Below are 8,794 nucleotides of genomic sequence, written 5' to 3'. Positions count from 1 at the left end.
TGGTCGAATAGCGGCGTACTCTACATAGGCAGTAGCGGTAATGGTACGCTGAACGTCGAGCACGGCGGCGCCGTGACCAACACGATCGGCTACATCGGATACCTCGCTGGCTCCACCGGCACGGTGACTGTGACGGGCGCTGGCTCCACCTGGGCGAACAGCAGCGAGCTTCTTATCGGTCGTTCCGGCAACGGGACGCTGAACGTCGAGGATGGCGGCGCCGTCACCAACACGGTCGGCCGCCTCGGATTTCAGCCGGGTTCCACGGGCACGGCCACGGTAACGGGCGCGAACTCCACCTGGACCAACAGCGGCGACCTTTATGTCGGCGATTTCGCCACCGGCACGCTGACCGTCGCGAACGGTGGTCTGGTCAGCGATGCTACAGGGGCTATCGGAGTGACCTCGAGCGGCACGGCCATTGTAACGGGCGCCGGCTCCACCTGGAAGAACAGCGGCACGTTCTATGTCGGTTATGGGGGCACTGGCACGCTGACCGTCGCGGATGGTGGCGCAGTGAGCACCGGCAATGGGGCAGGCATTGCCCATATCGCCGTTCAGAGTAGCTCGACTGGTACGCTCAACATCGGCGCGGCCGCTGGGCAGCCGGCCGTTGCGCCAGGCACGCTGCAGGCTGCGGAGGTTCGCTTCGGCGCGGGAGCGGGAACTCTCACCTTCAACCATACCGGGACGGGCTACACGTTCTCTCCGGCGATCACCGGTGCGGGGGCCATCGGACAGGTCGCCGGCACGACGATCCTGACCGGAAACAGTTCCGGCTTCACCGGGACGACGACGATTTCGGGCGGCGTGCTGCTGGTAAACGGAACGCTTGGCGATTCGAGTTCCTCGATCGACGTCCTGACGGGCGGCACGCTCGGCGGCTCGGGCACGGTGGGCACGACGACAGTCGCTTCGGGTGGCACGATCGCACCGGGCACCTCGATCGGGACGATGACGGTGAACGGCAACATGACCCTGCAGCAGGGCAGTCGTCTGGCCTACGAGGCGGCAGCACCGGGCGCGGATTTTACGACCGGTCAGGCGGATAGCGTCATGGTCAACGGAAACGTGACGCTCAACGGAGCCGTGCTCGACGTCGCCAATGCTGGCGGCTTCGGCCCCGGTCTTTATCGTATCGTCGACTACACGGGCACGCTCACCGAGAGCAACGGCGGACTCACTCTGGGCGCCGTTCCGCCCGCATCGACGCTGTCGATCCAAATGCTGACGGCCGACAAGCAGATCAATCTCATCAACACCACCGGCCTAACGCTGAACCTTTGGAACGCCAACGGCCAAGCCGACGCCACCCACATGGGCGGCGGCGCTGGCAGTTGGTCGAACACGGCGCCGAATTGGACCGATGCGACGGGTGCGCTCACGGCGGCCATGCAGCCGCAGCCCGGTTTCGCCGTCTTCGGCGGCGAGGCAGGCACCGTAACGGTGGACGGCAGCGCCGGCGCAGTCCAGACCACCGGCATGCAGTTCGCGTCCAGCGGCTACGTGCTAACCGGCGACACGCTGACGCTGGTGGCCGACGCCGATCATCCGGCGCCGGTCGAAGTGCGCGTCGGCGATGGCAGCGCCGCAAGCAACGGTTATGTGTCGACCATCTCCAATGTGATCGCGGGCACCGATGGATTGCGCAAGACCGGCGCGGGCACGCTGGTGCTTTCCGGAACCAACATCTATTCGGGCGGCACTACCATCGAGGCCGGCACGCTTGCGCTCTCGGGAGCGGGCTCGATCGGACCGGGTTCGCTGCAGATCGATGCCGGCGTATTCGACATCAGTGGTATTGGCGCTCTCGACATGACGATCCACAATCTTAGCGGCTCCGGCGGCACTGTCCAACTGGGCACCAAGGCCTTGACGATTGTCCAGGACCAGGATGGCAGCTATGGCGGCATCCTTTCGGGCACCGGCACGTTCATCAAGACGGGTGCGACATTTTCCTATGATGGCGACGGTTCCGGCTTCACCGGCACCACTTCCGTGGCCGGCGGTACCCTCCTCATCGGATCGGACGACGTACATTCCGGGGCAAGGCTCGGCGGCAACCTTGATGTGACGAATGGTGCCGTGCTTGGCGGCCACGGGACGGTCGGCTCCGGGGCTGGCAGCGTGGTGACTGTTCAAAGTGGCGGCACACTGGCGCCAGGCGCCTCTATCGGCACACTAACGCTTGACGGGGATCTCGTCTTCAACGCTGGCGCCAGCTTGCAGGTCGAGGTCGACCCGGCCAGCAGTTCCAGCGATCTGGTTCACGTAACCGGCGCGGCGACCATCGGCGGCGGCTCTGTCGCCCATATTGGTGTCGACGGCGGCTACAAGCCGTCTTCGACCTATACGATCCTCACGGCCGACGGTGGCGTTTCGGGTCAGTTCGACAGCGTGACTTCGGACTTTGCCTTCCTTGATCCGTTCCTGGCCTATGATGGCGACGACGTGAATCTGACCCTAAATCGCAACAACGTTGCCTTCACCGACTTTGCCCAGACATTCAACCAGAAGAGCACGGCCGGCGTGCTCGAGACGCTCGGATCGCTGAGCGCGCTCTACCAGGCCGTCGTTGTTCTAGCCAATGACGACGAAACGGTACGCCAGATCTTCGACCAGTTGTCGGGCGATGGATATCCCAGTGCCAATGGCGTCCTGGTGGAGGATAGCCAGCACGTTGCCGAGGCCGTCAATGCGCGCATCCGTTCGGCCTTCGGCACGGTCGCGGCCAGCGATGCGCCTGTCATCGCCTATGGCGAGGTGGCGCAGGGAGGCAGCAAATCCAATGAAGCCATCCATGGCATGCTGTTGCCGGCCACCACGGATCGCGCCGCCGCCTGGGCAACCGCCTTCGGCTCATGGCGCGACAATGACGGCGATGGCAATGCTGCGCCGATCTCGTCTTCCACCGGCGGTTTCCTCACCGGCATCGACAGCGCCTTCGGCGATAACTGGCGGGCAGGCGTCATCGCCGGCTTCAGCCATTCGAGCTTCAATGTCGATGATCGCGCGTCCTCGGGCGACAGCCAGAACTGGCATCTCGGCCTCTATGGCGGTGGCCAATGGGGCGCTTTTGGCCTTCGCGCCGGCGCGGCCTACACCTGGCACGACATCTCAATGGGCCGCCACGTCGCCTTCGCCGGCTTGGATAACAGTCTGAGCGCCGATTATGATGCCGCCACCGCACAGGCCTTTGGTGAGATCGCCTATGACCTGAAGGCCGGGCAGTTCGGTTTCGAACCATTCGCCGGACTTTCTTACGTGACACTCCACACCGACGGCTTCAGCGAGACAGGCGGTGCCGCGGCCCTGACGGCGTCCAGCACCAACACCGATGTGACGTTCACCACCCTCGGCCTTAGGGCATCCAGCAACTTCGATCTCGGCGGCACCACTGTCACGGCGCGCGGTACACTTGCCTGGCGCCATGCATTTGGCGACGTTACACCGATCTCCACCTTCGCCTTCGCTGGCTCCGACACGTTTGCCATCGCCGGCGCCCCGATCGCAAGGAATGCAGCGTTGATCGAGGCCGGCATCGACGTCGCACTCAGCCCCTATGCGAAGCTTGGCTTCGCCTATCAGGGCCAGTTCGCATCGGCCATGAAGCAAAACGGCTTCGATGCAAATCTGATGGTCAAGTTTTGAGGGACCTAAGGCGAGGCAGAGATCCATTCGCCTGCCTGCGATAACAGGTCACTTTCTAGTAAGCAAGAAGCTGACCGTCAGCCCGCGGCCCATGACAACGAGCTCAGGTGACTGATCTAACATCGGAAGTGACGCCGGCTTTTTGTGACAAGTCGCCTCAGGCATGGGACGACATGACCGATTTGAAGGTCAGGGCGGCAACACTGGGGTTTCCCGCCTCGATAAAGGTCGCAGCAAGCGAATCTACTGGTGACCGCCCGACCAGGGCGCCACAGATGAAGGCAAAGGCGGCCGAGGTCGAAACGTTGACGGCTAGCCCCTGTTTGCAACGGCCGGCTCCACGGCGGTCAACGGGGCTTCCAAGCTCCAGGTGACCCCATGCGGGCCGTGCTCAAGCTTTCCCTGTCCCCCCACTGCCGCAGGTGCCACCCGCTTCAATACCACGGTTCCAAAGCCGCCCTGTCCGATGCTCTGAACTTCCGGCCCATCGGTTTCAGCCCAGGTGAGATGGAGGAGCCTCGAAGCACCGGACCCGGTAATGGTCCATATGACTGAGATCTGGCCCTTATCCGCTGAGAGGACGCCATATTTGGCCGAGTTGGTAGCCAGTTCATGGAAAGCGATCCCGAGATACTGCACCGCATTGGCATTGAGGACCAACAATGGGCCCGACATGGCGATAACGTCTCCCCGTGGGAATGGCTGGGCTTGCGCCGCCAAAAGGTCACTGATCGTGGCGCCCTTCCAGTCCGCCGCAACCAGCAGGTCGTGGGAGCGCGACAGCGCCATGATGCGCTCGCGCACCTGGTATTCAAATTGCTTTGGCGTCTCCGATCGCTTGTTGGTCTCACGGATCATCGACAGGATGACTGAATACTGGTTTTTCACCCGGTGATTGACCTCGCGCATCAGCATGTGGATGCGTTGCTCGCTTTCCCTCGCCAACGTGATGTCCCGGGCAATCTTCGACGCGCCGACGATTTGCCCGGCTGCGTTACGCACGGGCGATATCGCCAGCGAAACCGGAACCAGGCTGCCATCCCTGCGCTGCCGTGTGGTTTCGAACGGTTCGACGCGTTCGCCACGCCGAATGCGTTCGAGGATACGAGGTTCCTCGTCCTGGTGGTTATCCGGAATCAGCATCGTCACCGACTGACCGATCGCTTCGTCAGCGGTATAGCCGAACAGCCGTTCGGCGCCCTGGTTCCAGCTCTTGATGATGGTGTTGAGATCCTTGCTGACAATAGCGTCGAACGAGGATTCCACAATCGCTGACAGATGCTGCTTGGCCTCTTCGGCACGTTGGCGGTCCGTCAGGTCCAATAGCATGTTCACGGCACCTATCAGGGTGCCGTGCTCATCCCGCAGCGGCGTGGGATAGGGCAGGAACGGGAAAAAAGATCCGTCCGGTCGCTGCGCCACGGCCTCCTGGTTGCGGACCGGCCGGTTTTCGTTGAGAGCGATCGCCATTGGGCACTCGTCGTGGGGCAGTTCCTTGCCGTCGGCAGTGAACAGCTTGAACGTCACGCACCATTTGTCCTTGCCGACGTTAGGCTCCCGTCCTGCCAGCTCGGCAGCAGCGCGATTATAATAGGTTATCGTACCGTCTTGGTCAGTTGTGTAGATGGCGACCGGAAGGGCGTCGAGGATCTGGTGATAAGTATTGTCTTGATGCCTCAGTTCGGTGCGGGCTCGCTCCAAGTCGGTCACATCGACTGTGAAGCATCTGGTGTTGATTAGCTTGCCGTCACGAAAATGGCCGCTCGAGGTGATTTCGACATGCTTGATGGCTCCGTCGCGGGCTCTCAGACGCGCCGGATATCTCGCGATCTTTTCGCCCTTGGTGAGGCGTTCCAGAATGTCCTCGATGACCGGCCGGTCGGGGTAGAAGTCGGCGATGTGCCGGCCGACATAGTCTTCTGCGGGATAACCGAGGAGGTCGAGCTCAGCTGTGTTGGCGTGCAGAATGATGCCATCCTCGCTCACCAGATGGAGAGCAACCGCGCCGTTCTCGAAAAAATCCTGATAATCAAAATTCGGACTGTCAGTGCCGGACATTTCCGGGTTCTTGAAGGCGACAACGTTCGCCTGCGGCAGTTCATTCATATTTCTGGCCCCGATATCAATTCAACCAGCTGTAACGTAGCTTGTGCCGGTATCGTTCCAAAGTCGCCGTTTTCGGGTGTGTTGCACGGCCGGCCAGCTTACCATTCTTATCGCACGCGACTTCATGCCAAGTCCTTGGTCGCTTACCACGAAACCTTGATCGCCCGGGCCAGAAGATCACCGGATAGCTGTGCTCGGCCGGCCGTGCGACTGGTTTAACGCAGGGGTTGCCGGAGCAGCAGCCGCGCCTCACGGAATCGGTGCCGATCGGGCCAATCAGCTCCAGCCTGCTAAACTTGGTCGTCAAAGCCGCGTGCGCCGATCTGCTCTCCGCATTGAGCGAGCTCCGATTGCCACGACGCTCGTAACTCGTCTTACCGTGCCCGCCCTATTCGACTGGCCGGAGGGCTCTCGTGCCGGCGCCGAGCTATCCGGCGGACAAGGACGCCAGGGGCGCTCACAGCCCCAGTGCCGCAGCGACACGTTCCTGGAAATACTGCACTCCCCGCTCATGCCGCCCCGAGAGCGGGCCGGAGCTATAGGCTCCTGCGGCATAGTTGCGATGCGTATCGGCGCAGATGGCGTAGTCCTCGCGTACCACGGCCAGAGTGCCTTGCACAGATTTCGCCCTGCTCTCGGATGCTTCTGCAGCGATATCGGCAAAGAAGAAATGGTAATGCTGGTCTGTGTGATGCGGTGAGGTCGGGTTGATCCGGCTAACGTTCATGCCGCCATCGAAAAGCGATAGCGTCCAATTCGGCCACATCCAAAGCCATTTGCCGCGATAGAACAGACCGTCTTTCGGCGGTGCGGTCATCCGGACATAACCGGGATGGGCGGTGGTCTGGAAAGCTTCGAAGTCGATGGCAGCGTAGAACGAGGGATGTGTGCCAGGGATGTGGTAGCCTTCGACGAAATTGTCGGTGTAGATCTTCCAGTTCGCCGTAAAGCTGACGGTGGCCTGATCGGTGGCGGCATAGGTCTCCAACGGCTCGTCCGCCAGTTCGTCGGGCAGAGAGCCAAGTTGATCCAGAAGACTTTCCTTCGGGTCGAGTGCCGCGAAGAGCAGCCCGCGCCATTCCGACAAGTGCACCGTCTCCAGCGGCCAGTCTTCGGCGATGATCGCGGGATCCTTGCCATACCATGGGGCCTGCACCAGCCGTCCGGTGTCGGCAAAGGACCATTTGTGATAGGGGCAAACGATCAGCCCACATTTGCCCGCGCCATCGGCCAGAAGTTTCGCCCCCCGGTGGCGGCAGACGTTCTTAAATCCGCGCAAGGTCCCGTCCCGGCCCCGGATGGCAAAGATCGGCGTGCCGGCGATGTCGATGGCAAGGTATTGACCGGACGTCGCGACCGAGGCGACAGGCCCCATGAACTGCCAGGTGTGCGCGAAGATGCTGCACCGTTCCTGCTGCCAGATATCATCGCGTACATAAAGCGACGGGTCCAGGTTCAGGTATTGCACAGGCGGAGTGTCGAGTGGCAGCTGGTCGGGCCGCAAGGGGTCTGGCGTCATAGGCTAACCTCCAGTTGCGGCAATCCTGTCGTAAGCGGGGCGGCATCGCAAGAGAATTGGCTCTGCTGCGCACAGCCTGTAAGCCGGCGTGCAATTTTGCTCTAAAGCAGATTTGCTGGAGTGGCGGTCGTTTCCAATTCGCCGACCTAGTTGTCGACCGCGATCATCACGTGGGATGCTTAACCGCAGCACAGGTCCCAGGTCGACTTCGAGCCCAGTTCGTCGTCCGCCTGGTGGACGGCGGGTATCAGAATAGTGCCGTTCGCTGGCGAACGACGGGGGATGGAGTCGTGAGCTGACGAGAGAAACTTTGCCCGAGGACGCCAAGCTAGAACGGCAGCTTACCGCCGAGCGTTCGGCACGCCGAATCCTGATGTTGGCTTAAGCGTATCTCAGACATTCAGTCTGACCAGACTTTTGCGAATGGCGTCTTTGCGCTTCGTCTCGGTCATTGAGATATTAGCAGCCGCTTCCAAGAAGCAGACATCAGTGACCGCGCCATAGCTCTCGATGCGCAACGATATCAGATTCTCCAACCCGCCATTGCCCACATGCATTTCCCAGGACGGCCATTGATCGCTCAGGCAGGAATTCCGGACCGGTCCGGATCACCCAGGTGAAATGGCGTCTGCCGGGTCGACGCTTGCGTCAGGCGGCGTATGTCAACTCGTTTTAGGCCGCAGTAACTTCGAGAGCCAAGGCGGACTGCTGGGGCAGGAAGAAGCTGGGTATTTCCACACTGGTGCGATCCGGTACTTAACATATTATGTGACCTTCAACTGGGGGTTATAGCGAATGAAAGATGAGACCGGCGTTCAAAAGTTGGTGCGCACACTGCGTGCCCGAGCACCCGACGACGCAGCTGAATTGCTGGCCAGAGAGTCTCCCGAGTTCATCCGCGACACACTAGAGCTGTTGCCAGAGGGGCACGCCCGCAAGGTGGCCGAGCATTTGCCATCGCATATGCGGCCCATCAGGCCCCCTGACGATGGCGAGGATTTCGCGATCCCCGAGTCGCTTGTCGAGGTAATGGACCCGATTTCCGCCAGCGTTCCTGTCGGGACGACGGTTGCTGCCTCGGTGGAAGCTGTCAGACGCGCCCAGGTGCCGACCGAACTCACTTATCTCTACGTCACGGACGAGGGCAATAAACTGGTTGGCCTGGTGGTCCTGCGCGATCTGATGCTGAGCGAACCGGACGCCATTGTCGACCAGATCATGCTGCCCAAGCCGTTCGCTCTTGATGTAGGTCTCTCTTTGAGCAACGCCTGCAAGGCAGCGGTACGGCGTCACTACCCTGTCTATCCGGTGGTGGACGCGGAGAACCGGCTGCTCGGGCAGGTTCGCGGCTGGCGCTTGTTCGAGCAGCAAGTCATTGAGATTTCCGCTCAGTCTGGCCAAATGGTAGGTGTCCAGAAGGAGGAGCGCTCTTTCACGCCGCTGTTTTCAGCCTTCTTGAAGCGTCATCCGTGGCTGCAGTTGAACCTCCTGACGGCCTTCATGGCCGCATTCGTGGTC

Annotated in this window: 4 protein-coding genes; 2 read left to right on the top strand and 2 right to left on the bottom strand. The window is 61.4% G+C overall.

The annotated features are described in order from the left end of the window. On the top strand, positions 1-3,651 hold a 3,651-nt coding region (locus tag EOC06_RS26475; RefSeq protein ID WP_128309168.1), incomplete at its 5' end, for an autotransporter domain-containing protein. A 312-nt stretch (positions 3,652-3,963) separates the two neighbouring features. On the opposite strand, the gene EOC06_RS26470 is transcribed toward EOC06_RS26475, so the two are convergent. Both EOC06_RS26470 and EOC06_RS26465 read right to left on the bottom strand, forming a co-directional pair. Beyond that, the gene (locus EOC06_RS26470; protein WP_128309167.1) at positions 3,964-5,757 is read right to left on the bottom strand and encodes a PAS domain S-box protein; all 1,794 of its coding nucleotides are present in this window, start codon (positions 5,755-5,757) and stop codon (positions 3,964-3,966) included. Positions 5,758-6,214: 457 nt separating this feature from the next. Then, positions 6,215-7,276 carry an aromatic ring-hydroxylating dioxygenase subunit alpha gene (locus tag EOC06_RS26465; protein ID WP_127807746.1) on the bottom strand — a complete coding sequence of 354 codons (1,062 nt, stop codon included), beginning with the start codon at positions 7,274-7,276 and terminating at the stop codon, positions 6,215-6,217. Between the two features lie 795 nt (positions 7,277-8,071). On the opposite strand from EOC06_RS26465, the gene EOC06_RS26460 reads away from it, so the two are divergent. Next, positions 8,072-8,794: CBS domain-containing protein (locus EOC06_RS26460; RefSeq protein WP_164898745.1), on the top strand; the 723-nt coding region annotated here is incomplete at its 3' end.

Source organism: Mesorhizobium sp. M7A.F.Ca.MR.362.00.0.0, from assembly GCF_004023175.1.
Taxonomy (GTDB): Bacteria; Pseudomonadota; Alphaproteobacteria; order Rhizobiales; family Rhizobiaceae; genus Mesorhizobium.
The sequence above is the reverse complement of the archived record's forward strand: the minus strand, read 5'-3'. Positions and strand labels throughout refer to the sequence as shown.